Raw genomic sequence first — 22066 nt, 5'->3', positions numbered from 1 at the left:
CGAAAGGACAGGAATGCGATTCGCGATCATCGGTTGCGGAGTGATCGGCACGACCCACGCCGAGACGATCGCGGCTCTGGCACCACGGGCGTCGCTCGCCGTGGTCGTCGACACCGTGCCGGAACGGGCAGAGGCCCTCGCCGCGAAGTACGGCGTCGACGCGTCGACCTCCATCGAGGAGGTCATCGCCCGGACCGACGTCGATGCCGTGACCATCTGCACGCCCAGCGGAGCGCACGCCGACGGCGCGGTCTCCGCGCTCGACGCGGGCAAGCACGTGATCATCGAGAAGCCGCTCGACATCACCCTCGACGCCGCCCGCCGTGTGCTCGCGGCGGAGCGCCGCTCGGACCGGACGGCGATGGTCGTCAGCCAGCACCGCCACGACCTGGCCAGCCAGATCGTCCACGATGCACTGACGGCCGGCCGGTTCGGCCGCATCACGTCGGGCGTCGCCCTCATGCCGTGGTGGCGCAGCCAGGACTACTACGACTCCGGCGGCTGGCGCGGCACGATCGAGCTCGACGGCGGCGGCGCCCTCATGAACCAGGGCATCCACACCATCGACCTGCTGACGTGGTTCCTCGGCGAGCCGCTGGAGGTGTTCGCCTACGCCGACCGCCTCGCCCACGAGCGGATCGAGGTCGAGGACACCGCCGTCGCCACCATCCGGTTCGCAGGCGGCGCGCTCGGGATCGTCCACGGGACGACGGCCGCCTACCCCGGACTCACGACCCGCGTGCAGGTCCACGGCGACCGGGGGTCGGCCGTGATCGACCGCAACGAGCTCGCCTACTTCCACGCCACGGACGGCGACGGCCCGGCGTACGCCTACGGCGCGAACGGCGGTGCCAACGACGCCGAAGCCGTGCTCACCGCGGCCCGGTCCGCACCACACCGGGCCGGCACGACGTCGCACACCGCGCAGTTCGAACACTTTCTCGACGCGGTGGCGGAAGGCCGCCCTCCTCTCGTCACGGTGGGGGAGGCCGCCCGGACGCTTGCGCTGATCCGGGGAATCTACGAGTCGGCCGCAACTCGGCGGCCGGTCGAGCTCAAGGAGGAGCTGGGATGAAGTTCGCCGTTTTCACCGTCAGCCTGCCGGAGTGGACGCCGGAGGAAGCCGTGCGCGAGCTGGCCGAGCAGGGCTGGGACGGCATCGAGTGGCGTGTCGTCGACCAGGAGCCCGCCACGGGCGACGTCGGTTTCTGGCAGGGCAACAGGTGCACCTGGCCCGCGTCGACGTTCGAGCAGGACGCACCCCGGATCAAGGAGCTGACGCAGCAGGCCGGCCTGGGCATCCCCTCGATCGGCACCTACGTGAAATCGGACGAGCTCGACGCGATCGAGGGCCTGATGCGGGGCGCGGCCGCGCTCGGCGTCACGCAGATGCGGGTGCAAACCGGAACGCCGGGACCCGAGGGGTACCGCGCGGCGTTCGCGCAGCGCCGGAAGGAGTTCCAGGCCGTCGCGGAGCTCTCCCGGACCTACGGCGTGCGGGCGCTGATCGAGCTCCACCACCAGTCGCTGATCTCCAGCGCATCGGCGGCGGCACGGTTCGTCGAAGGGTTCGACCCGGAGACCGTCGGCGTCATCCACGACATCGGCAACATGCTCCGTGAGGGGTACGAGTACGACCCCTGGAGTCTGGAGATCCTCGGCGAGCACCTCGCCCACGTGCACGTGAAGAACGCGGTGCCCAGGCCGGAACGGGTGGAGGACGCGAACCGCACCCGCTGGATCTGGGAGTGGACGCCGATGCGGCAGGGCGTGGCCGACTACGACCTGCTGTTCTCGTCGCTCACCCGGATCGGTTACGACGGCTGGGTGACGGTGGAGGACTTCTCCACGGAGCTGCCGCTGGCGGAACGTGTGCGCGACAACCTCGCCTACCTCCGAGAGGTCACCGCCAGGGTGGGAATCGGTTGAAAGGACCGGTAGCCCCGACGATCATCGACGAGTCGGCCGGTGCGGCCGGCAACGCGCCTCGACCGAGGAGACGATGCCGTGACCCGCGCAAGCGTGACCGTCGCGCCGCTGTCGGTTCAGCTCTACACCGTCCGGGAGATGCTCGACGCGGACCTGGCCGGCACCCTGCACCGCATCGCCGCGCTGGGGTTCACCCAGGTCGAGCCGTTCGCCTTCACCACCTACGGCGAGGCGTTGGGTCACGCGATGGCCGACGCGGGTCTCACCGCGCCGACCACCCACCAGCGCTTCATCGGTGAGGACGCCGAGCCCGTCTTCGCGGCCGCGGCCGCCATGGGCATCGGCACGGTCATCGACCCCCGTGTCGACCGTGGACGGTGGGGCAGCGTGGCCGATGTCGAGCAGGTCGCCGCTGATCTCAACGCCGCCGCCGCCCTGGCCGCACGCCACGGCGTGCGCGTCGGCTACCACAACCATGCCCAGGAGCTCGAGATCGTCCTCGACGGTCGGACCGCCCTGGAGGTGTTTGCGGAGAATCTCGCCGACGGCGTGATGCTGGAGGTCGACACGTACTGGGCCGCGGTCGCCGGTCAGGACCCGGTGGCCCTTCTGCGGCGGTTGGGTGATCGCGTCGAAGCGGTGCACCTCAAGGACGGTCCGGCCACCACCGACGTCAAGGATCAGGTTGCGGTCGGCCACGGCGGAATGCCGATCCGGGAGATCATCGACGCGGCCCCACACACCCTGCGCGTCATCGAGCTCGACGACTCCCGGGACGATCGGTTCCAGGCCGTCGCCGACAGCTATGCCTGGCTCGCCGCCGAGGGACTGGTATGAGGGGTGGCGCCACCGTCGGCGTCGGGGTCATCGGCGCCGGGGTGATCAGCTCCCAGTACCTGCGGAACCTGACGGCGTTCCCGGACCTCGACGTGCTCTTCGTCGCCGACATCGACGAGACCCGCGCCCACGAACGGGCGGCCGAGTTCGGCGTGGCGGGAAGCGGCTCTGTGGGTGAGCTGCTGGCCCACGACGGGATCGAGATCGTCGTGAACCTCACGATCCCCCGGGCCCACGTCGAGGTCGCGCTCCGCGCGCTGGCGGCCGGCAAGCACGTCTGGAACGAGAAGCCGATCGCCCTCGACAGGAGGAGCGGCCGGGAACTGCTCGACGCGGCGCACGGGGCGGGCCTGCGCGTCGGGACCGCCCCGGACACGTTCCTCGGCCCGGGCATCCAGACATCGCGTCGGCTGCTCGAGGCCGGTGAGGTCGGCAAGCCGCTCACCGCTCTGACCCTGCTGCAGGGCCCCGGCCCGGAGTCGTGGCATCCCAACCCGGACTTCCTGTACCTCGACGGCGCCGGACCGCTCTTCGACATCGGGCCGTACTACCTCACCACGCTCGTCCAGCTGTTCGGACCGATCTCGCGCGTGATGGCCGTCAGGTCGCAGGCGAAGGCCGTGCGCATCATCGGCTCCGGACCGCGTGCCGGTCAGCAGTTCCCGGTCACCGTCCCGACCCACGTGAGCGCGATCTACGAGTTCGCCGCCGGGCAGACCGCGCAGAGCATGTTCACCTTCGACTCGATGCTGCGCCGCAAGCAGTTCGAGGTGGCCGGGGTGGAGGGCACGCTGGCCGTGCCCGATCCCAACACCTTCACCGGCGACGTGGTGATCCACCGCAGCGGCGGGGAGACGACCACCGTGGCTCCCGGCGAGTGGACCTCGACGCGGGGCACGGGGGTGGTCGAGTTGGCGCGTGCGATCCGCGCCGGCCGGCCCGAACGCGCGTCGGGCGAGCTGGCGTATCACGTGCTGGACGTGATGATCTCCACCAGCGAGGCAGCAGACCGCGGTGCGCCGGTCGAGATCGCGAGCACGGTGGAACCCACGCCCGCGTTGCCCGAGGACTGGGACCCGCTCGCCAGAACCCTGTGAAGCTGCTTTCGTCATCGCACACATCACAGTCCCTGCGGGGAAGCCTGGGCGGTTCGTCGTGTCGTGCCCTACCGTCCGAGGCGTGAGACACGAGGGGATCAACGCCGCCGTCAACACGGCCATGGGGGCCATCCGGCTGGTCGTGGCCGAGCACGAGGACATGCTCGAAGGCTCCGGCAACGCGGTCGTCGGGCTCCTTCAGGCCCTCGCCAAGGAACACGGGCACCGCACCGTCGAGATCACCGCCCTCTTCCTAGCCCAAGCCGCAGCCGCAGGTTTCGAGAATCTCGCGCGCTCGCAGGGAGATCCCGTCGAGGACGTGCTGGCTCAGTACCAGGAGCACTTCGAGACGAACGTGGACTTCACATTGATCACCGCGCAGTTCGATGAGGGCGGGCGAGCTCCGAACGCGTGACCCCGGGCCCGGCGGCTAGTGCGCGCGGCCGCCGTCTTTATGATCAACGGGTCAACGCGGCGAACTGGTATCGGGGGAAATCATGAGCTGGGAGAAAATCCGGGACTTGCACGTCGAGTTCCTCGCTGAACAGGGGTTCCGGCCTAAGGTCGACGACGAGGGCGACATCCATTTCCGGTACGAGGGCCGCCACCACTTCATCATGGAGACGCAGGACGAGCACTACTTCCACCTGCTCTTCCCGAACTTCTTCCCGCTCTCGAACAAGACCGAGGTCGACGAGGCGGCGGTCGCGGCTTCCACCGCGTCGCGCTCCACGAAGGTCGCGAAGGTCTACCTCAACCCGGCACTCGACAACGTGAGCGCCTCGGTCGAGCTGCTCGTGAGCGACCCGACCGAGGTCCACGCGCACCTCGTGCGGTGCCTGGGCATCATCGGAACGGCAACCGGCACGTTCCTCGAGGAGATGAGCGCCCGGCTCGCGGCAGCCGCGCCGAGCGACCGCAATTCCTGAGGCGGCGGAACGGAGTCAGCCGCGCGCCGCCTCGTTCGGATCGAGCAGGCGGCGCACGGCCCGCTCCACCAGAACCGGCAGGTAGTCGCGCACGGTGGCCGAGTCCAGGACCCGGCGCTGGTGCGCGATGTGCTCGAGGACGGCCTCCACCTCGGCGCCGCCGCCGGGGGCGAAGTCACGGCAGAGCCGGGCGGTGACGTCCTCCCACTGCTTGGCCATGCGCTCCTCGCGCGCCCGGGCGAGGAAGTCGTCCTCGTCATCGGGTGCCCCCGCCGCAGCACCCGCCACCACGGTCCGCGGGGACGCCTCGGCGGGCGCGGGTGCTGCGCCCCCCGCAACGTCGACGCCGGCACGGGCGCCGGCGAGCTGCACCAACCGCGCCATCAGGGTCGGCGCGCCGGGCAGGATCGGGCGGTCCGACCGCGGATCGACACGGGGTGTGTTGTCCACGAGCGGCCCGCCCGACTTCAGGTTCCGGTCGATCTTGCGGTGGACGAGCTTGAGGTTCTCGTCGGTCCGCCGCGGAACGGGCTGAGCCCACCGGGACGAGGGGCTGGGGCGCTCGTGGGCGGATCCGGACGCGGTCACGGGTTGCGGTCCTCCGGTCAGGTCGGCTCGGCGCAAATGATGATCATCCGGCAGGCTACCGGACCCGCTCCGGGTGAATCATCCGTCGTGCCGGCGGGCGTCCGTAGGTTTCCTCGTGGGGGCTCGAGTCCATATCGGACTCCGAACACATAAGCCCCGACACGGCTCGGCAGAACCATGTCGCCACCGCCGGCCCACCGATCCCCGCGGCGATCGGAGGACCAGAAGTTCTCCTGGCGAGCACCTCGTCGTCTCACTTACTTCACTCAATGTTTGATCTTTTAACACTCTGTCGAGTGATCCCGCTGCGAGCTTTACGGGGCCGCTTCGTTTCGCCCGACAGGAGACTACGTGCATTTACGCTCCCTTTTCGTGGTCGTTGTCGTCAGCGCTTCGGCGCTGACCGCGTCGATCTCGACCGCCGTGGCTGCAGAGCCCTCCGCTCCCGCTCCCCCGATCCCCCAGGGCTGGCCGGTCGTCTCGTCCGCCTCCGCGACGCGGCCGGTGGAGATCGCCCCCGGCGTCACCGAGCACTCCGAGACGTACGTGACCGCCGACGGAACCGAACAGACACAGGTGCTCGAGGTCGACCTGGGCCTCGGTTCGGTGCGGGTCGACACGGTGGAGTCACACGACCGCATCGTCGATCCGCCCGATGAACGGCCCACGTCGATGGGCGATCGCACCGGCGCCGTCGCCGGCATCAACGGTGACTTCTTCGCCATCCACGCCTCGGGTGCCCCGCTCGGCGGCGTGGTCCGGGACGGGGTGCTGCTCAAGACACCGCGTCGGAAGTTCGCCGGGGAGCTCTCGATCGTCGACAACCGCGCCTCGATCGGCGAGGTCGACTTCACCGGCCGGATCACGCTCGGCGGTGCCTCCGCGACCATCGAGTCGGTCAACACCGTCGAGGACGCCGCACCCGGCAACTCCATGGCGATCACGTCCGACCTCGTCTCCAGGCTGGCGAAGCCCGTGGCCATCGACGGCATCACCGAGATCACCCCGGGCCTCGGTCCTGTTGCGACGATCCCGGAAGGCACGCTCGTCATCGCGCACCGCAGCGGCACCAGGGCTGCGGTGATCGACAAGGTGATCCCCGCCACGACATCCGTGCCTGCCCTGTCCTCCGACCAGATCGCCGTGCTCGGTGGGGGCGCCGGTGCGGACTGGCTCACCCAGCACGCCACCACCGGAGCGCGGATCACGCTCACCGACAGCCTCTCGCGCAAGGGCGTCGACACCCTGATCGGCGGGGCGACCGTGCTGGTGCGCAACGGCGCCGTCTACCACGATCCGACCGGTGCGCCGCCCAGCGGCCGCAACCCCGAGACGATGGTCGGCGTCAGCGACGGCGGGCGCCGCCTCACCATGGTCGTGATCGACGGCAGGCAGCAGTCGTCGATCGGCGTCACCCCCGCGGAGGCGGCGGAGTATCTCGTCGCGCACGGCGCGGACAGCGGGCTCCTGCTCGACGGCGGCGGTTCGAGCACCTTGGCCGCACAACTGCCCGGCTCCACGCACCTGACCGTCCTCAACCATCCGTCCGACGCCGCCGGTGAGCGGCCCGTCGCCAACGGGCTGTTCGTCTACGACACATAGCGCCGGCATCGGTCGGTCTCCACCTCCTCCGCGAGACGCGGAGACCGACTGCCTGTCGCACCGGCATCCGCCGCGTGACTGATGGCCGCCACCCAGCGGTGCTCACGAGTAGGGACAGAAACCCCGCGCTGGGCGGCGACAACGACGATTCCAGGTCAGAACGAAAATGTCGGCAACGGATTACCAGAGTTACCAGCGGACGCCGCGGTGTCGAGGTCGACGACCCGCTCCACGATGTAGGTGTTCTTGAACGGGTTCGCGAAACCAGGTTTGACCTTGCGAGTCCTACCTTCAAGAAAGTCGCGAATTTCAGGCTTTCCAATGAGCAATGCTGCGTGATTCTCGTCCTCCACAATCTCCAGCATCTTGCGCCCTATCCAGTCCCTACTCCTGGCATTCACATCGTATCCAGTGGTGTGGTTCATCCGAAGCTGTTTCTCGAGATAGTTGGAGAAATCTCGCCAGCTCCGAGGATCCGCCGTACTGAACGATGAAATGAACGGCGTCTGCACCTCTCGCTCAAGGTCAGGATGGCGATTGCCGGCTCCATCGATGAGAAAGTTGAGGTTGTCGTCGATGGCGTCCCTCCAGGTGTCGCCGCTATTGGCGAGCTCGAAGTTGACCTTGAGCGAGTTCAGGTCCGCCTCGATCACAGTCGCCCATTCGTCCCATTCAATGGCGAGCGCACGCGCGGCCACGTAGTACTTCTGTGCGCGCGCCTGCTCGAGTGTGGGCATGGGCGGGCCGCCCATCGAGCGGGGGAGGTGCGGGGCGAACGTGCTGCCTGTACGCACGGCCTCTCCCCGGTTGAGGGCGTTGTGCATCTCCCACATGAGATTGCTCCGCAATGCGTTGGGATGCGCCCCGCCGGCAGGAGCCATGATCGCATGCTGGTTCCCGACGTAAGCGACGGCGCCCCGCTGCCGACCGAAAAGCTTCAGGGAGTCGATGAGCCGAATCTGCCCGTGCGACTCCGCCAGCTGGGCGTCGAGCATTCGAAATGTCTGGGAGCCCGTCACCAGTTCGTCATAAATGGCCTTCAGATCTGGGTCCGAATCGTCCCTGGCGGCCCGCTGGATCGTATAGGGGTTCGCGTGCGCCGACAGGGCGGTGGACGAAACCGACGTCAGCGGCCCGGACCGGGCCCCATGCTCTGACGACGACGCGGCAGGGCCGTCATCCCTCGTGCCTTCGAGCGCCCACATCGCGGCGACGACAGCGGCATTACCCGCCGATCGCGGCAGACCCAGCATCCGATAGAAGCGATCGGATTCGCTCCGACCCCTCCGGGGTGTCGCACCATTGCGATGCGGCGCTCTCTCCGCACTACGCTGTATGCGTTCTATCGCCATAAATATACGCACCTTCCGAGCGTTGCCGTGACTCATCTGCCGGTTCAGTGCCGGTACAAGAGATGTTGCTGGTGGCGTGCCGGCGGGGGCCTGCCACACTCCTACGAACGCCGCACAGCCCCGCGACCAGGACATCCTGAGACCACAACCAGACTGCATCGCACGGCCCGCGCCATTGCAGGACAGGGCTTCGCCTCACTCGGCACTATCTGGCGTGTCCTCCACACTTCGGCGAACAGGAACAGCCAGCAGTCGGCTGCCCGCCGGCCAATCATCGCTTCCCTCTGGCGACAGACTTTCGACGGCGCACCGTCCGGTTAGCGTGTGAGCCTAACATGATCTTGGGTCGCACGACAGGAAGAAAGATCTTCATGGAAGCCGTCACACAGCGGCGGCGACGCCACGATCCATGCCCGAACCGGTCATTACTGCCGTCATCGGATACTCCGCGCAATCCCCACGGTCGCCGACAGTATTCGATCCTGGCCGGCCACGCAGGTCTGACGGGGGCGCCGCATTCACCGCGCCTGCGGCGGATCCTGGCGCATCTGGGCGGCGCGGGCGCGGTGGGCGGCAACTTCGGCACGGTTTCCGCATTGTGCCTTCGAGCACCACCGCTGTTCTCGCCCGACGGGCGACAGGAGAATCATCCGGCATTCTTCGGAATGGCATTCATGGAGGCGAGCGCGAAGCTCCGGGCTGCCGAGCACGTGCGCGAAATCCCGTGCGATGGCGGGGAGCACAACCTCGATGGACAGACCCGCCGGTGAGCGGCCCGTCGCCGACGGACTGTTCGTACGACACGTAGCCCCGGCATCGGCCGGTCCCCGCTCCTTCGCAAGAGACGGAGATCGGCCGCCTGTCGCACCAGCATTCGCCGCGTGACCGATGGCCACTACCCGGTGGTGCTCACTAGCGTGAGTCCGATGAGCGGATCACGAGTTCGGTCCTTCCTCGCCGGCGTACTGGTGGCCAACAGCGCCCCGCACCTCGCCACTGCGATCACCCGCCGCCGACACCTCACCCCGCTGGCCGGACGCCGCTCCGGACCGGGGGTCAACGGACTGTGGGGCCTGCTCAACCTGCTCGGGGGTCTCCTCCTGCTCACGCCGGACGCGCATCGTTCACCGGGAACGTGGGACGACGACCTCGTGGCGTTCGAGGGCGGCGTCCTCGCGCTCGCGGCCTGGATGACCGTCTCCGAACGGGTGCTGCGGACCAACACCGCACGCTGACGAACCCACCGTCTCAGCTCTGGGGGAGGTCGGCCTCGCCGCGCAGCCATCGGCGCAGCAGGTCCTTCTGCACCTTCCCGGTGCTGGTGCGGGGCAGCGCGCGCACCCGCTCGAGGCGGGTGGGTTGGTACCACTCGGTCATGGTGATCGCATCCAGGTAGTCGCGGACCTGTTCGATGGTCAGCGCGCCACGGGCCACGACGACCGCGCACGGCTTGTCGCTGTTCTCGCCGTAACCGACCAGCGCGGCGTCGTCGATGTCGGGGTGGCCCCGCAGCGCGTCCTCCACGTCGGCCGCCGGGATCATCCAGCCGACGCCGATCCGGTCCACGGCACGTCCGACGACCCGGATCCCACCGCGGCCGTCGGGCACCACCAGATCGCCGGTGTCGTACCAGCCCTCGTCGTGCTCGCCGAGCACGACGACGTCGCCGGATTCCCGGTCGATGGTGGCCAGCGCGACTCCCGCGCCGCGAACGAAGAGCTCGGCAGGCCGCTCACGGGAGATCTCACCCCCGGCGCTGCGCAGGTCGATCTCCAGAGCGGGACTCGGGCGCCCGTCACTGTGCGCGGACCAGTCCGGCGGGTCCAGCTTCGGGTCGGTACGGACCGCGGCCGCCACCTCGGTCATCGCCCACCCACCCTGCATGACGACCCCGAAGGCGTCGTGGACGTCCGTCCCGAGCTTCACCGGGATCGAGCCCCCACCAGCAACGATGACCCGCAGCGCGGGAAGCCCGGTGTTCCGCTTGTTCGCTTCGGAGACCAGGGCGGACACGTAGTTGGGATGCCCGCAGAAGTAGGTCACACCGGCCGCCTCGACCAGCGACGTGCCCGACTCGTTCTGCCAGGAGTCGGTCATGACCGCCCGGCCCCCGGTCTGCAACGGCAGCAAGTTGCCGTAGGCCAGGCCGGCGGCGTGCGTCAGCACGTGCGGCGTGAACGTCACGTCGGCGGAGGTGACGCCGTCGCGAAGAGCCGTCTGCGACAGGCCCGCGTACCACTGGTTGTGGGTGAGCAGAACGCCCTTCGGCTTACCCGTGGTGCCGGAAGTGAACAGCACGATGCCGACGCTGTCGGGGTCCTCGGCGCTGGTGTCGACGTCGCCGTCGCGGGCAGCGGACGAGCATTGCTCGAGCAACGTCTCCAGGTCGACCTGGCCGTTGCCGACGTGTTCGCCGAGAACGACCTGGTGACGCAGTTGCGGGAGCTGCCGGGCGATCTCGGCCACGGCGGCCGCATGGTCGAAGCCCGCCCAGCGGTCGACCGTGACGCACACCGGCGAGCCGAGCCGCGCCAGCATCCGTTGCAGCTCGCGCGGCCGGACGGACGGAGCGATCGTCGCCGCGGCCGCGCCGAGGCGGGCACAACCCAGCACGAGCGCATTGACCTGCCACCAGTTGGGCAACTGGATCGCGACCGCCTGGCCCGGGCCGACACCGAGCTCGCGGAGGGCAGCGGTGAACCGCTCCACCTGCTCGGCGTACTCGGCGTATGTCACGTGCAGGATCCCGGAATCGCCCCGCGCGGCGGTGATGGCGATGGCGTCCGGGGTCTCGCGGGCCCACCGCCGCAGGTCGGCGGGTGGGGACTCGTCCCGCCACAGCCCCAGATCTCGGTACTTCCGCGCCAGGACGACACTCGGTCGCAGCAGCAGCGGATCAGTCATGTGCTTGCTCTTTCGAGCCCATGAGTTTCCACCGTACGACGATGGTGCACCGCTCGACATATCCGAATGAGCACCGTCACTATGCGGAAATTCGATGCCTTCCCTGCAGATCGTGATTCTGTTGCAATACCGCGACCGGCCATGAAGGATCGTGCGACAGTCACAGGTATCCGACCGATCGCGGGTTGTGAGGTGGACATGGAGACAGCCGACCTGGAAATCATCGAGGACTTCCCATTTCCGGTGTTCTCGAGCAGGGGTGGGTCCCCCAGGGCACGGTCCGTGGCGGCCCGCTGCGACCGGGCGATAGCGTGGCTGAGTTCCTATCTCGAGATGCCGCCCACGCCGCCCCTGTTCGTGCTCGGTCGTCAGGACTGGCGTCGCATCGCGCTCATACCGCAGTACGGACTCCCGCACACGTCACGCAGACAGATCGTCATGGGCCAGGAACCCAGCGACATCTGGCCCACGATGACGAACAGGGTCTGGCCGGACCTCTCCGACGCCTCACAGAAGCGGCTCCACGACGTCTACGGCACGCCGCCGGACCTCGGCGCGTTCGCCGACCTGGTGGTCGCCCACGAGATCACCCACCTTGCGGACAACCCGGCGTGGCTGGACGAGTGGGGGCCGGGATCGGAGACGTTCTGGGGCAACACCCCGCGCCTTCTGTGGTTCGTCGAACTCTTCGCGAACGTGGGGCTGCACGGCTACATCTGCGAATGCGAGCCCGAGTCCCTTCCGACGCTGGAGACGGTGTTCGACGTCATCTGGCACACGTCGCCGACTCGATGGCCGATCACCGACCTTCACCGGATGCACGAGTCCGCAACCGAGGCGGACGCCGATGGCACGAACTATGTCTGGTTCGAGTTCGGCCTGCAGGTACTTGCCAAGCATCTCTGGGAGGAGTGCGGGGCCAGCGCGCTGGAGCTCATCAGCTCCACGCTGCACGGCCCGATGCTCTCCGACGAGCAGATCGTCGGCGTGCTCGAGGAGATGGACCCCACGGTCGCCGACAGCATTCGATCCTGGCCGGCCACGCAGGTCTGACGGGGGCACCGCATTCACCGCGCCTGCGGCGGATCCTGGCGCATCTGGGCGGCGCGGGCGCGGTGGGCAGCAACTTTGGCACGATTCCCGCATTGCGCCTTCGAGCACCACCGCTGTTCTCGCCCGACGGGCGCCAGGAAAATCATCCGGCATTCTTCGGAATGGCATTCATGGAGGCGAGCGCGAAGCTCCGGGCTGCCGAGCACGTGCGCAAAATCCCGTGCGATGGCGGAGAGCACAGCCTCGATGGACAGACGCACCGGCGCGAACCCGACTTCGCCGGCCACAGCAACGAGACACGGGGCGGGCGTGGGGAATCGTGCAACCGTGTTGATCGCCTCCAGGTCGCGCTCATCCACTCCCTCTGCACGGATGACGGCTCGGGTCAGCGCGTAAGCCTGCTCCCGCAGGTGGCGGATCCGCTCGAGAAGCTCAGCGTCGTCGACGCCCTCGTCCAGGTCGAGCCGGGAGGTCCGGCACCACGAGCGCAGCGACGCCGTGTCGGGAAGCCGTTCGATCCGCCGGCTGCCGCGACGCCCGACCGTTGCGATGAGGTTCAGTGCGAGCGAACCCGCGTCGAACCGTTGAGCCCGCAGGGCTGCGGTGACGCGCGTCCTGGGAGCCATGTCACGATAGTAACCCCGCCGAGGGTTACTAACCTAGCGCCCATGGGATCAGGTCCGGGACGACCGGCGCCGTGGATGCGCGTCGCCGTCGCGATGCTCGCCGTCGGCTGGGGTGCGAACCAGTTCTCCTCGCTCCTGCTCGTCTATCGCAGCACCTCACACCTGCCCGACACGTTCGTCTCGCTGGCGTTCGCCACCTACGCGCTCGGACTGATTCCGGCCCTGCTGGTCGGCGCGGCCCTCGCAGACCGCGTGGACCGACGCCTGCCGCTGCGACTCGCCGTGGTGCTCGCCGGTGTCGGAACGCTGCTGCTGGCCGCCGGCTCGGAGAGCTCCTGGCTACTGCTGGCGGGACGATTCGTCTCCGGCGTCGCCTCCGGTGCCGCCCTCGCTCCTGGCAGCGCGTGGATCGCCGAACTCTCCCACCACGACGGGCCGGGCGCCGGCGCGCGGCGCTCCACCATCGCCCTCTCGATCGGCTTCGGCTTCGGGCCGCTGGTCACCGGGGTGATCGCCCAGTGGGCGCCGCTGCCGGAGCTCACGCCGTACTCGGTGCACGTCGTCCTCACAGTGATCGCGCTGCTGGCGGTGTGGAACGTTCCGGACGAGCCCGGAGTGACTCGGACTCGAGCGTCCAGCCGCCGCGCCGAGATCCGCGCAACCTTGCTCTCCCCCGCGTTTCTGCGCACCACCCCGGCCACGGCCCCCTGGGTGTTCGGCACTGCAAGCACCGCCTTCGCGATCGCCCCGAGCATCCTCACCGTCCCCGGCTACGGCGTGGTGGTCAGCGGCACCGCGGCGGGGCTGACCCTCGGGGCCGGCGTCGCGATCCAACCCCTGGCCAAACACATGGAACGACAACGCCCTGGCCTGGCCCGCCGCACGGGATTGGTCCTGACCGCCGTCGGCCTCCTGATCGCAGCAGCGGCGTTCGAGGTGCACGTCGTGTGGCTGATCGCACCGATCGCGATCGCGCTCGGCGGTGCGTACGGACTGCTCCTGGTCTCCGGCCTCAGGCGGGTCGAGGACCTTGCCCACCCCGACGACCGGGCCGCGGTCAACGCGTTCTTCTACGCGCTCACCTACGTCGGCTTCGCGGCGCCGCTCGTCTTCTCCGAGCTGACTGCACACCAGCTCGGCCCGTCCGCCCTGATGATCGGCGGTGCCGTCATCGCCGCGGCGACGTCGGCTCTTCGACAGCGGCCCGCGGAGCCCGAGCCACGGGCGTGATAGTGCGCAGGAACAGGACCTGATCGATCTGACCGAGAAAGGTGTCGTCGATCGGGACGTACCGGAAGTTCGGGCTGCGGCGTGTCGTGCGCCGCTGTCGGAGAGGCTGTAGCGCGGGCGCGGACAGGAGATGGTTCCCGGGCGGCAGGCCGTGGTGAAGGTCGCCTTCGATGGTGTCCGGCGCCGGCTCCGGGATGTCGTGGTGGGTGGCTTCGCCCAGCGCGCAGGCAATCACGCGGTAGCCGTTGCCGAGGCGGTCGGCGAGGTGTGCGCCGGCGGTTTGCCACCGCAGCGTCATCGGGCCGAACGACATCGAGCTGGTTCCGGTTCGCAGGTGCTCGTTGTGGGCGGACACGAGGGTCGGGCCACGGTCGGCGATGGCGTGGAGGTTCTCGGCCATCATCGTGTCGCGGATGGCGGCGAGGCGTTGCCAGCGGTGGTCGGTGTCTCGTGCCATGGCCCTGTGATAGGCGAGCAGGCCTGCGGCGGTGCGGCCCGCGAGGAGGGCGTCCTCGAGGTCGTCGGGGCCGGTCTCGCGGCGCAGGCGAGGGATCTCGCTCGTGAGGGTCCAGCGCAGGTCGTCGGTGATCGCGCGCAGGGCAGGGACCCGGGGGTCGGTGCCGATCGAGCGGGCGGGTTCCATCGCTGCGGCTGGTTCGATCCAGGGCTCGTCGGGGCCGAGCAGCAGGTCGATGGTGTCCCACGGTGGGAGGTCGAGTTCGCTGCCGGCGCGAGTGCGCAGGAAGTCGTGCAGCACCCGGAGCGCCGCGCGCGGGCTGGGTGCTTCGGTCATCTCGGTGGGAGCATCGAAACCCGCGAACCGTAGGTGCGCGGCCTTCGGGCGGAGTCGGTTCTGCTCGCGCATCCACCGGATCAGCATTCGGTTGGCGGGGAATTCGCCGAATCCGTGGGTGAAGCCGGCGGCCATGATGTCGTCCTCGACGCCGTCGCCCCCTCTGATGTAGGCGTCGACGATACGACCGTGCCAGGCGCTGGTTTCGAGTGCGATCGACGTGAAGCCTGCCTGCTCGACGAGGGCGGCGAAGACGGTGTTGCGGAGTCGGGGGAACTCGTCCTCGCTGTGCATGGGCTCACCGAACCCGAGCAGTCGTGGCCGGTGCGGCAGGTGGGTGATCTCTGCGGCGATGGCGTCGCCGAGCGTCTGATGGTCGGCGCTGTCGGCGCTGATCACGGGGGTGGGGACGGCGCTGGTCATGCGGGGCCTTCCAGTCTGTCGGTGAGCGCGTTGACCAGCTCAACCGTATCGTTGAACAATCAATTGAAACTTCAGAAGCGCTAGCGGCAGGTGAGCGCGAAGAAACCTTCAATCGGACGGTAAGGCAGGCGGATGCGGCCGATCGATCTGGCGCGGACACACAGGCTGTCGACTCAAGCGGTGCGCAACTACGAGGACGCAGGTCTGCTGCCGCCGGCCGCGCGAACCGCGTCGGGGTACCGGCGCTACTCCGAGCGCCACGCGCTCGCCCTGGCCGCCTTCGTGGCCCTGGTCCCCGGTCACGGCCACCCCGCTGCCCGCGCGATCATGGTCGCCGTCAACGCAGACCGCTTCGACGACGCGCTCGACCTGATCGATCGAAGCCATGCCTCGCTCGTCTCGGCGCGCGCGATCGTCGATGCGGTCGAAACCACCCTGAGAGACATCACCGTCCAGTCGTGGGACGGTGCCCCGGTCCCGATCGGGCCGCTGGCCCATCAGCTGGGTCTGCAGCCTGCGACATTGCGCCGCTGGGAACGAGACGGGCTGTTGCAGCCTTGCCGCGACCACCAGGGTCACCGGGTTTATGTCGCCGGCGATGTGCGCGACGCTCACCTCATCGGCCAGCTTCGACGGGCCGGGCATTCGATCGCCGACATCCGGTTGTTGCTCGACGAGCTGCGGGATACTCGTGACCCCGCCCAGGTCACCCGTGCGTTGGCCGATCGGCGGCAGGCTCTGAATGCTCGGTCGCGAGCGATGCTGTCCGCAGCAGCGGCGCTGAACCGGTATCTCGACGCGTGGCCCCGCCAGAACGAACTGGGGAAGTCGAGCTCCACTGCCACCTAGCGTGGTCGCTGGACGGTGGCCGGGCTCCCCGGCAGAACGCGGTCGAGCTGGCTGCGCGAGGTGATACCGAGCTTCGCGAACACCTTGCGCAAGTGGTACTGGACGGTGTGTGCGCTGATGAACAGGCGGGTGCCGATCTCCGGGTTCGACAGCCCGTCGCGCGCCAGCCGGGCGATCTGGGCCTCCTGGGCCGTGAGTTCGTCATGCCCCTCGATCAGGGTGCGCTTGTGGGCGGTCTCGCCGGTGGCCCGCAGTTCTCGCCTGGCCCGCTCGGCGAACGCACCCACGCCCATCGCCTCGAGCATGCCCAGGGCCGTGCGCAGCTGCTCGCGAGCCTCGCCACGGCGACGCTCCCGGCGCAACCATTCCCCGTAAAGGAGGTGGGCGCGGGCGCGATCGACGCGGAGCCGGGTCTTGCCGAACCGGGCGATCGACTCGCGGTACAGGCGCTCGGCTGCGGTGCCCTCACTCACCAGCGCGTGCGACCGTGCCTGAGCCCCCAGCGCCCAATCGGTGCCACTGGCACTGGTCATCTCGGTGAGCCGGCGGCAGGCCTCGGTGGCGGTCTCCGTCATCCCGCATCGTGCGGCGGCCTCGGTCAGCTCGACCAAGGACCAGCACAGCGCGGCAGGCTCCTTGTCGTACGCGGTGGCACGCCGACCCGCGGCCGCCGCCTTGTCGTAGTGGCCGAGGCCGTTGTTCAGTGTGGCGTTCGCCCACTCGGCGAAGGTGATCCCGATGCCCTCCCCGCGCCTGGTCACGTCCTCGATGGTGGCCTCGACCAGCGCTGATGCCGCGGCTTCGTCGCCGCGCAACGCAGCGAGTCCCAGCGCGCCGTAGGGCGCGAGGCCGCTTCCGGTCGCTTCGGTGACCGCCTGCAGTTCGTCCGTCAGCGACGCCGCGGAGGTCAGGTCGCCGGCGAGCAGGAGCGTGAACGTGCGCGCGGTGAGGGCGAGCGGAAGCTCGCTGAGCGTGCCGGTCTCGCGCGCGAGCTGGACGTACCGGGCGGAGAGCACGTCGCAGCGATGGTCGTCCCAGATCCGCATGGCCGTGATGCACGCCAGAAACATCCGGCGCAGTTCCTCGTCGACGGACATACCGGCACCGAACCGGGTCAGGGCCCTCCGCAGGATCGGGACGCCCGCCGCGTACTCCGTATGAAGGGCCGCCGCCGTGCCGTCGAGAAGGAGATCGGGGGCACGCGGGTCGCGCCGCGGCGGAGGTGCCGCGCCGGCCGCGCGGGCCACCTCCACGACGTCAGCGCCGGGGTTGGCCAGCCGGCCGGCGAAGGTGGCGGCGAGCAGCGCGTCCAGATAGGTCGCACGGGAGAGATCCACGTCGATGGGCTCGAGCCGCCTGGCTGCCTTCAGCAGTAGTGCCGCGGCCTCACTGCCCCGGCTGGTGACGAACGCGAGCTGGGCCTTCATCACGTCGACACTCGCCTGCTGGACCTCGCTGAGCGGCCCGGATTCGGCCATGGCCAGCAGGTCCCGCGCCACGTCGAAGACGCCCGCCTGCGTCTTGGCCTGCGCGGCGGCCAGCGCCCGCCCGGCCCGTTGCGCAGGGTCGAGTGTCAGCGTCGCGGCCTGCCTCAGGAACGCGGCTGACGCGGCCAGCCCGCCGCGCGCCTGCGCCCGTCCGGCCGAGCGTTCGAGCTCGACCGCGATGTCCTCGTCCGGCCCTGGCGATGCCTGCGCCCGGTGCCAGGCGCGCCGGTCGGGATCGAGCCGCGGATCGGTGACCTCCGCCAAGGCGCCGTGCGCCTGTTGCCTGTCCTGCGTCGACGCCGACCGGTAGGCCGCCGAGCGGGCCAGCGGGTGACGGAACCGCACCCGCGTGCCGAACTCGGCCAGACCAGCATCTGCCGCGGGGGCCGCGGCGTCGGCACCGATCCCGAGCCGGCCGACGGCCCGCCACACGAGGGCCGGGTCGCCGGTCGGGTCGGCCGCCGCAAGCAGCAGCAACTGCCGGGTCCGGTCCGGAAGCGCGCTGACGCGCCGTCGGAAGCTCTCCTCGATGCTGCCTTCGAGCGGGACCGCACCGGGGAGCCCGAACCCGCCGGCAAGTTCCGCCACGGTCAAGCCCCGCGGCAGCTCCAGCAGCGCCAACGGGTTGCCCCGCGTCTCGGCGACGATCTGGTCCCGCACCCGCCCGTCGATCGGCCCGGTCAGCACCGAGTCGAGCAGCGCGCGGGCATCGGCCTCCCGCAGACCCCGGACCGCCAGCTCCGGCAACCGCGCCAGGGCCCCGCCCGGTACCCGGGCAGCGAAGACGAAGCCAACCGATTCCGCCCCCAGCCGGCGGGCGACGAACGCGAGGACCTGCGCCGATGCGTGGTCGAGCCACTGCTCGTCATCGACCAGGCACACCAGCGGCTGCTCCTCGGCGACATGGGACAGCAGGCTCAGTGCAGCCAGACCGATCAGGAACCGGTCCGGGGCCGGGCCCGCATTCATGCCGAACGCGGTGCGCAGTGCATCTCGCTGCGGCAGCGGCAACGCCTCCGGCCGATCCAGCATCGGCGCGCACAACTGGTGCATCCCGGCGAACGCCAGTTCCATCTCCGACTGGACGCCGGCGGCGCGCACCACCCTGCAGCCGGATGCGTGCCCGGCCAGGTAGTCCAGCAGAGCCGTCTTACCCACGCCCGGCTCGCCGTGCATCACCAGGGCGCGGCTTTCACCAGCGCGGACAGCGTCCACCAGCCGGTCCAGCACCTGACACTCGGTGTGACGGCCGGCCAGTTCCGCAGTGCACCGCCACATCGGCGAGCTTCCGGGCAGCTGCACGGGAGCCACGTTATCCGCGCGGCGGGCCCACTACCCATGACGACCAGCAACCAGGGGATACGAGCCCGGCCCAGGCGGACACAAGCTTCTTGCCTGACGCCTGCAGCCGGGCGCGCGGCTCGGCCGAAGCAGGGATAGGGAGCACAGATGACCACTTTCCGTCACCTCGCTGCGGTCGCTTCAGGCCTACCTGCGGAAAGGACACCGTCATGACCGGGCCCTTGCACGACCAGACCGTGCTGGTCATCGGGCGCGGCAGCGGGATCGCTCGCGCTGTCACGATCGCCGCCCGAGACGCGGGAGCGCGCGTCATCGCCGCCGGCCGCAACCGGGACGACCTGGCCGACGCCTACGCCGGAGAGCCCGGGATCACTGCCGAGTCCGTCGACCTCACCGACGAACCCTCCATCGCCGCCCTCGGCGAACGGCTCGGAGCCATCGGCCACGTGGTGTCCACAGCCTCGGCGCGCGCCCGCGGCCTCCTCGCCGACCTGGACCGCGACGCGATCCGGCGCTCGTTCGACACCAAGGTGATCGGCCCGCTCATGCTGGTCAAGCACCTGGCACCCCTGATGCCGGCCGACGGATCGATCGTGCTCTTCTCGGGCGTCGCCGCGTCGAAGATCGCGGTCGGGACGATGGGTGTTGCCATCACCAACGGCGCCGCCGACGTGCTGGCCCGCTCCCTGGCCCTGGAACTGGCCCCGATCCGCGTCAACGCCATCTCCCCCGGCGTGATCGACACCGGCGCCTGGGACGACTTCGGCGAGCAGCGCAAGGCGAGCTACTTCGCCGACATCAGCGCCCGCAACCCCGTCCAGCACATCGGGACCGTCGACGACATCGCGAACGGCGTCCTGTTCGCACTGACCAGTCCCTTCCTCACCGGCCAGACGCTGCACATCGACGGCGGCGAGCCACTGACCTGACACCTCCGCACCCGCGGGCTCTCCGGAAAGGAAAACGATGGGTCTGTCCTGGCAACAAGGACCGCTCGCGCCGGGCGCGATCGGCCGGTTCCTCGTGCCCGATCCGCTGCCCGAGCGACTGTTGTTCGCCGAACCGCTGCGCCGCCGTATGCGCGTCCGGTTCGGTGGCGCGTGGGTGGCCGACAGCGAAGACGTCGTTCTGCTGCACGAGCCCGGCCGCTACCCGGTGGCCTACTTTCCGCTCGGCGACATCACCGATGGTGTGCTTCAGCCCAGCACGCACACCACCCGGCACGCGGATCTCGGGGCAACAACCTGGTACACCGTCGAGGCCGGTGGGCGCAGCAAGCCACGCGCCGCGTGGCAGCACACGGAACTCGCGGCCCACGCGAGCGACCTGACAGACCGGGTCGCGTTCGCGTGGAGGGCCATGGACGCCTTCTACGAGGAGGACGAGCGCATCGTCGGTCACGCCGCCGACAGTTACCACCGCATCGACATCCGCCGGACCAGCCGGCACCTCCTCGTCCGCCACGGCGACCGCGTCGTCGCCGACACCAGACACCCTCTCGCCCTGTACGAGTCCGGGTTCGCGCCCCGCTGGTACGTCCCGCGCGCCGACGTCGACGAATCCGCGCTCACCCCCGCATCGGGCCAGACGTTCTGCCCGTACAAGGGCCTGGCCAGCTACTACGACATCGGCGACGCACATGGTGCGGCCTGGTCCTACCTGGACGCCTGGCCCGGGGTCACACGCATCTCCGGGATGGTCTCGTTCGAGCCGGACAAGGTCGAGGTGCACCTCGACGGCTCCCGGCTCCGGCTCGAGCCCGGTCAGTCCGTCGTCGCGCACGGCGTCGACCGCGACCTGACCACCGACGAGGTGTTCAGCTGATGGAGTACCACCTCGAAGTCGTCACCCTGCCCGTGAGCGACGTCGACCGGGCTGCCGCCTTCTACGTCGAGAAGGCCGGCTTCATCCTCGACGTCGACTATCACCCGAGCAATGAATTCCGTGTCGTGCAGCTGACGCCCCCGGGCTCGGCCTGCTCGATCCAGATCGGCACCGGGCTGACCGAGGCCTCACCGGGATCGACACGCAGCACCTTTCTGATCGTCGCCGACATCGAGGCGGCCCATCGCGAGCTGCGCGGACGCGGTGTGAATGTCAGCGATCTCCGGCACAAGGCCCCGATCGACGGCTGGAAGGGCGGCTGGTGCCCCGGTCCCGACCCCGAGCGCCGCGACTATGCCAGCTTCGCCGACTTCACCGACCCGGACGGCAACACCTGGGTGCTCCAGGAGATCGGCCATCGCCGGCCCGGAGGCACGTAGCACGCGGCTGCGGATGCGATGACGCCGTCCGTGTTGCGGCTCGGGCCGAGTGCGGCTCGTTCGAGAGCAGGGAGGGGACCGAGGATGACTCGGACGCCGAGCACTCCGCACCGGCTCCACCTGTTCTCGGACGCTGTTTTCGCGGTGCTCATCACCGTTCTCGTACTGGATCTGAGGCCGCCGGCGGAGCACTCCTTCTCGGCGCTCCTCTCGCTGTGGCCGACAGGGGTCAGCTACGCGGTCAGCTACCTCTTCATCGCAATCGTGTGGGCCAACCATCACCACCTGATGAGCTTCGCGCAGACATCGACACCGCGACTGGTGTGGGCGAACTTCGCCCATCTCTTCACGGTCTCGCTCGTGCCGTTCTCCACGGCCTGGGTCGCCGACTCCAGGTTGGCGGCGTCCCCCGTCAGCTTCTACGCAGCCATCTTCTTCCTGGTGGACGCGACGTACCTGGTCCTGTACTGGGAGGCGTTGGACCGGCCGAAGCTCGGCGATCCGGCCATGCGGCACGTCGTTCGAACGCGATCCTGGGTGACCCTGGCCCTCTTCGCAGCAGCAACTGTCGTTGCCCTCTTCGCTCCGGCAGTGGGCATGGCCCTGATCGTCTTCTGCTTGCTCCTCTATATCAAGCCTGAGCCCCGATTGACAGCTCCCGAAAATTAGATCAGGCACGTCGCCGCTGACGACGAACAAGGTTTCTTCGCACCTCTCGGGTCGCATCGACCGGGGAGGTGGCAGGTGCGTTCACGGGTGCAGGCCGGCGCTCGCGGCGCGACAGTTGGGCCTGCGCACCGT

Annotated in this window: 22 protein-coding genes; 15 read left to right on the top strand and 7 right to left on the bottom strand. The window is 69.3% G+C overall.

The genetic code is table 11. The features are described 5' to 3' along the window. The first annotated feature begins 13 nt into the window (after window positions 1-13). The 6 genes from MMF94_RS11735 (at window position 14) to MMF94_RS11710 (ending at window position 4792) form a co-directional block, all read left to right on the top strand. Window positions 14-1075, top strand: a complete 1062-nt coding sequence (locus MMF94_RS11735) for a Gfo/Idh/MocA family protein (RefSeq protein WP_241036390.1) — start codon at window positions 14-16, stop codon at window positions 1073-1075. Then, on the top strand, window positions 1072-1929 hold the full coding sequence (locus tag MMF94_RS11730; RefSeq protein ID WP_241036389.1) for a sugar phosphate isomerase/epimerase family protein: 858 nt from the start codon (window positions 1072-1074) through the stop codon (window positions 1927-1929). The genes MMF94_RS11735 and MMF94_RS11730 overlap by 4 nt, the downstream gene beginning before the upstream one ends. A 78-nt stretch (window positions 1930-2007) precedes the next feature. Continuing rightward, entirely contained in the window at window positions 2008-2766 is a 759-nt protein-coding gene (locus tag MMF94_RS11725; protein WP_241036388.1) for a sugar phosphate isomerase/epimerase family protein, read from the top strand. After that, window positions 2763-3863: a Gfo/Idh/MocA family protein gene (locus tag MMF94_RS11720; RefSeq protein WP_241036387.1), complete on the top strand. Its 1101-nt coding sequence runs from the start codon at window positions 2763-2765 to the stop codon at window positions 3861-3863. The genes MMF94_RS11725 and MMF94_RS11720 overlap by 4 nt, the downstream gene beginning before the upstream one ends. Before the next feature lie 82 nt (window positions 3864-3945). Continuing rightward, window positions 3946-4278 (top strand): hypothetical protein, encoded by a 333-nt coding sequence (locus MMF94_RS11715; protein ID WP_241036386.1) that lies wholly within the window; start codon window positions 3946-3948, stop codon window positions 4276-4278. Between the two features lie 82 nt (window positions 4279-4360). Continuing rightward, on the top strand, window positions 4361-4792 hold the full coding sequence (locus tag MMF94_RS11710; RefSeq protein ID WP_241036385.1) for a hypothetical protein: 432 nt from the start codon (window positions 4361-4363) through the stop codon (window positions 4790-4792). Window positions 4793-4807: 15 nt separating this feature from the next. Here MMF94_RS11710 and MMF94_RS11705 read toward each other — a convergent pair whose 3' ends face one another. Beyond that, window positions 4808-5380 carry a three-helix bundle dimerization domain-containing protein gene (locus tag MMF94_RS11705; protein WP_241036384.1) on the bottom strand — a complete coding sequence of 191 codons (573 nt, stop codon included), beginning with the start codon at window positions 5378-5380 and terminating at the stop codon, window positions 4808-4810. 372 nt (window positions 5381-5752) lie between these two features. On the opposite strand from MMF94_RS11705, the gene MMF94_RS11700 reads away from it, so the two are divergent. After that, window positions 5753-6982: a phosphodiester glycosidase family protein gene (locus MMF94_RS11700; protein ID WP_241036383.1), complete on the top strand. Its 1230-nt coding sequence runs from the start codon at window positions 5753-5755 to the stop codon at window positions 6980-6982. Between the two features lie 155 nt (window positions 6983-7137). Here MMF94_RS11700 and MMF94_RS11695 read toward each other — a convergent pair whose 3' ends face one another. Both MMF94_RS11695 and MMF94_RS43740 read right to left on the bottom strand, forming a co-directional pair. Next, on the bottom strand, window positions 7138-8235 hold the full coding sequence (locus MMF94_RS11695; RefSeq protein ID WP_241036382.1) for a hypothetical protein: 1098 nt from the start codon (window positions 8233-8235) through the stop codon (window positions 7138-7140). Window positions 8236-8852: 617 nt separating this feature from the next. Continuing rightward, on the bottom strand, window positions 8853-8984 hold the full coding sequence (locus tag MMF94_RS43740; RefSeq protein ID WP_379660451.1) for a CGNR zinc finger domain-containing protein: 132 nt from the start codon (window positions 8982-8984) through the stop codon (window positions 8853-8855). Between the two features lie 276 nt (window positions 8985-9260). Here MMF94_RS43740 and MMF94_RS11685 point away from each other — a divergent pair, with 276 nt between their 5' ends. After that, window positions 9261-9569 (top strand): hypothetical protein, encoded by a 309-nt coding sequence (locus tag MMF94_RS11685; protein ID WP_241036380.1) that lies wholly within the window; start codon window positions 9261-9263, stop codon window positions 9567-9569. Window positions 9570-9582: 13 nt separating this feature from the next. On the opposite strand, the gene MMF94_RS11680 is transcribed toward MMF94_RS11685, so the two are convergent. Further along, window positions 9583-11238: an AMP-binding protein gene (locus MMF94_RS11680; protein ID WP_241036379.1), complete on the bottom strand. Its 1656-nt coding sequence runs from the start codon at window positions 11236-11238 to the stop codon at window positions 9583-9585. A 198-nt stretch (window positions 11239-11436) separates the two neighbouring features. Between MMF94_RS11680 and MMF94_RS11675 the strand changes: the two genes are divergently transcribed. After that, complete coding sequence (locus MMF94_RS11675; RefSeq protein WP_241036378.1) at window positions 11437-12291, top strand: hypothetical protein; 855 nt, start codon at window positions 11437-11439, stop codon at window positions 12289-12291. A gap of 14 nt (window positions 12292-12305) precedes the next feature. On the opposite strand, the gene MMF94_RS11670 is transcribed toward MMF94_RS11675, so the two are convergent. Beyond that, window positions 12306-12917: a CGNR zinc finger domain-containing protein gene (locus MMF94_RS11670; protein WP_241036377.1), complete on the bottom strand. Its 612-nt coding sequence runs from the start codon at window positions 12915-12917 to the stop codon at window positions 12306-12308. A 42-nt stretch (window positions 12918-12959) separates the two neighbouring features. Between MMF94_RS11670 and MMF94_RS11665 the strand changes: the two genes are divergently transcribed. Continuing rightward, the gene (locus MMF94_RS11665) at window positions 12960-14147 is read left to right on the top strand and encodes an MFS transporter (RefSeq protein ID WP_241036376.1); all 1188 of its coding nucleotides are present in this window, start codon (window positions 12960-12962) and stop codon (window positions 14145-14147) included. Here MMF94_RS11665 and MMF94_RS11660 read toward each other — a convergent pair. After that, window positions 14086-15363, bottom strand: a complete 1278-nt coding sequence (locus tag MMF94_RS11660) for an erythromycin esterase family protein (protein ID WP_241036375.1) — start codon at window positions 15361-15363, stop codon at window positions 14086-14088. The genes MMF94_RS11665 and MMF94_RS11660 overlap by 62 nt on opposite strands. Window positions 15364-15495: 132 nt before the next feature. Here MMF94_RS11660 and MMF94_RS11655 point away from each other — a divergent pair, with 132 nt between their 5' ends. Next, the gene (locus MMF94_RS11655; RefSeq protein ID WP_241036374.1) at window positions 15496-16212 is read left to right on the top strand and encodes a MerR family transcriptional regulator; all 717 of its coding nucleotides are present in this window, start codon (window positions 15496-15498) and stop codon (window positions 16210-16212) included. Here MMF94_RS11655 and MMF94_RS11650 read toward each other — a convergent pair. Beyond that, on the bottom strand, window positions 16209-19001 hold the full coding sequence (locus tag MMF94_RS11650) for an ATP-binding protein (protein WP_338104193.1): 2793 nt from the start codon (window positions 18999-19001) through the stop codon (window positions 16209-16211). The two genes, MMF94_RS11655 and MMF94_RS11650, sit on opposite strands and share 4 nt — an antisense overlap. 209 nt (window positions 19002-19210) lie before the next feature. Here MMF94_RS11650 and MMF94_RS11645 point away from each other — a divergent pair, with 209 nt between their 5' ends. The 4 genes from MMF94_RS11645 (at window position 19211) to MMF94_RS11630 (ending at window position 21934) form a co-directional block, all read left to right on the top strand. Continuing rightward, window positions 19211-19930 carry an SDR family oxidoreductase gene (locus MMF94_RS11645; protein ID WP_241036373.1) on the top strand — a complete coding sequence of 240 codons (720 nt, stop codon included), beginning with the start codon at window positions 19211-19213 and terminating at the stop codon, window positions 19928-19930. A gap of 37 nt (window positions 19931-19967) precedes the next feature. Further along, window positions 19968-20825: a DUF427 domain-containing protein gene (locus tag MMF94_RS11640; RefSeq protein ID WP_241036372.1), complete on the top strand. Its 858-nt coding sequence runs from the start codon at window positions 19968-19970 to the stop codon at window positions 20823-20825. Further along, the gene (locus MMF94_RS11635; RefSeq protein WP_241036371.1) at window positions 20825-21265 is read left to right on the top strand and encodes a VOC family protein; all 441 of its coding nucleotides are present in this window, start codon (window positions 20825-20827) and stop codon (window positions 21263-21265) included. The genes MMF94_RS11640 and MMF94_RS11635 overlap by 1 nt, the downstream gene beginning before the upstream one ends. 84 nt (window positions 21266-21349) lie before the next feature. After that, window positions 21350-21934, top strand: coding sequence for a TMEM175 family protein (locus MMF94_RS11630; protein ID WP_241036370.1), 585 nt, complete (start codon window positions 21350-21352; stop codon window positions 21932-21934). The last annotated feature ends 132 nt before the right edge of the window (window positions 21935-22066 follow it).

The sequence above is a fragment of the Pseudonocardia alaniniphila genome (genome assembly GCF_022524485.1).
GTDB lineage: Bacteria > Actinomycetota > Actinomycetes > Mycobacteriales > Pseudonocardiaceae > Pseudonocardia > Pseudonocardia alaniniphila.
Note: the sequence above shows the minus strand (reverse complement) of the source record. Positions and strands in the feature narration are given on the sequence as shown.

Bases quoted from the DNA above. Each gene is read 5' to 3' on its own strand.
- MMF94_RS11680 (WP_241036379.1), bottom strand. From the start codon at position 11,238: ATGACTGATCCGCTGCTGCTGCGACCGAGTGTCGTCCTGGCGCGGAAG.
- MMF94_RS11660 (WP_241036375.1), bottom strand. From the start codon at position 15,363: ATGACCAGCGCCGTCCCCACCCCCGTGATCAGCGCCGACAGCGCCGAC.
- MMF94_RS11695 (WP_241036382.1), bottom strand. From the start codon at position 8,235: ATGCTGGGTCTGCCGCGATCGGCGGGTAATGCCGCTGTCGTCGCCGCG.
- MMF94_RS11640 (WP_241036372.1), top strand. From the start codon at position 19,968: ATGGGTCTGTCCTGGCAACAAGGACCGCTCGCGCCGGGCGCGATCGGC.
- MMF94_RS11670 (WP_241036377.1), bottom strand. From the start codon at position 12,917: ATGGCTCCCAGGACGCGCGTCACCGCAGCCCTGCGGGCTCAACGGTTC.
- MMF94_RS11685 (WP_241036380.1), top strand. From the start codon at position 9,261: ATGAGCGGATCACGAGTTCGGTCCTTCCTCGCCGGCGTACTGGTGGCC.
- MMF94_RS11665 (WP_241036376.1), top strand. From the start codon at position 12,960: ATGGGATCAGGTCCGGGACGACCGGCGCCGTGGATGCGCGTCGCCGTC.
- MMF94_RS11635 (WP_241036371.1), top strand. From the start codon at position 20,825: ATGGAGTACCACCTCGAAGTCGTCACCCTGCCCGTGAGCGACGTCGAC.
- MMF94_RS11655 (WP_241036374.1), top strand. From the start codon at position 15,496: ATGCGGCCGATCGATCTGGCGCGGACACACAGGCTGTCGACTCAAGCG.
- MMF94_RS11675 (WP_241036378.1), top strand. From the start codon at position 11,437: ATGGAGACAGCCGACCTGGAAATCATCGAGGACTTCCCATTTCCGGTG.
- MMF94_RS43740 (WP_379660451.1), bottom strand. From the start codon at position 8,984: ATGATTCTCCTGTCGCCCGTCGGGCGAGAACAGCGGTGGTGCTCGAAG.
- MMF94_RS11710 (WP_241036385.1), top strand. From the start codon at position 4,361: ATGAGCTGGGAGAAAATCCGGGACTTGCACGTCGAGTTCCTCGCTGAA.
- MMF94_RS11630 (WP_241036370.1), top strand. From the start codon at position 21,350: ATGACTCGGACGCCGAGCACTCCGCACCGGCTCCACCTGTTCTCGGAC.
- MMF94_RS11735 (WP_241036390.1), top strand. From the start codon at position 14: ATGCGATTCGCGATCATCGGTTGCGGAGTGATCGGCACGACCCACGCC.
- MMF94_RS11720 (WP_241036387.1), top strand. From the start codon at position 2,763: ATGAGGGGTGGCGCCACCGTCGGCGTCGGGGTCATCGGCGCCGGGGTG.
- MMF94_RS11730 (WP_241036389.1), top strand. From the start codon at position 1,072: ATGAAGTTCGCCGTTTTCACCGTCAGCCTGCCGGAGTGGACGCCGGAG.
- MMF94_RS11645 (WP_241036373.1), top strand. From the start codon at position 19,211: ATGACCGGGCCCTTGCACGACCAGACCGTGCTGGTCATCGGGCGCGGC.